The 275-nt window shown below is 61.5% G+C and carries 1 protein-coding gene; it reads right to left on the reverse strand.

All coding sequences use genetic code 11. The features are described from left to right. The coding region (locus tag AB4874_RS19955) for a sodium:solute symporter family transporter (protein WP_438273510.1) at nt 1–275 on the reverse strand (275 nt) is incomplete at both ends.

The following is a 275-nucleotide window of genomic DNA, read 5'->3' on the forward strand; positions in this document are numbered from 1 at the left end:
GAAGAACCAGCCCTTGTGCAGGAAGATGTAGACCAGCGTGGTCGTCAGACCCACCAGCATCCCTGCCACGGCACCCGAGTTGTTGATATTCTTGGAGAAGATCCCCATCATCAAAGCCGGGAAGATCGAGCTGGCCGCCAGACCGAAGGCCAAGGCCACCGTCTGCGCTGCAAAGCCCGGCGGGTTGAGACCCAGATCGGTCGCGACCGCAAGCGCCACACCCATCGAGATCCGCGCCGCCAGTAGCTCACCTTTTTCCGAGATGCCGGGGTTGA

This window comes from Thioclava arctica (assembly GCF_040892615.1).
Classification (GTDB): Bacteria; Pseudomonadota; Alphaproteobacteria; order Rhodobacterales; family Rhodobacteraceae; genus Thioclava; species Thioclava arctica.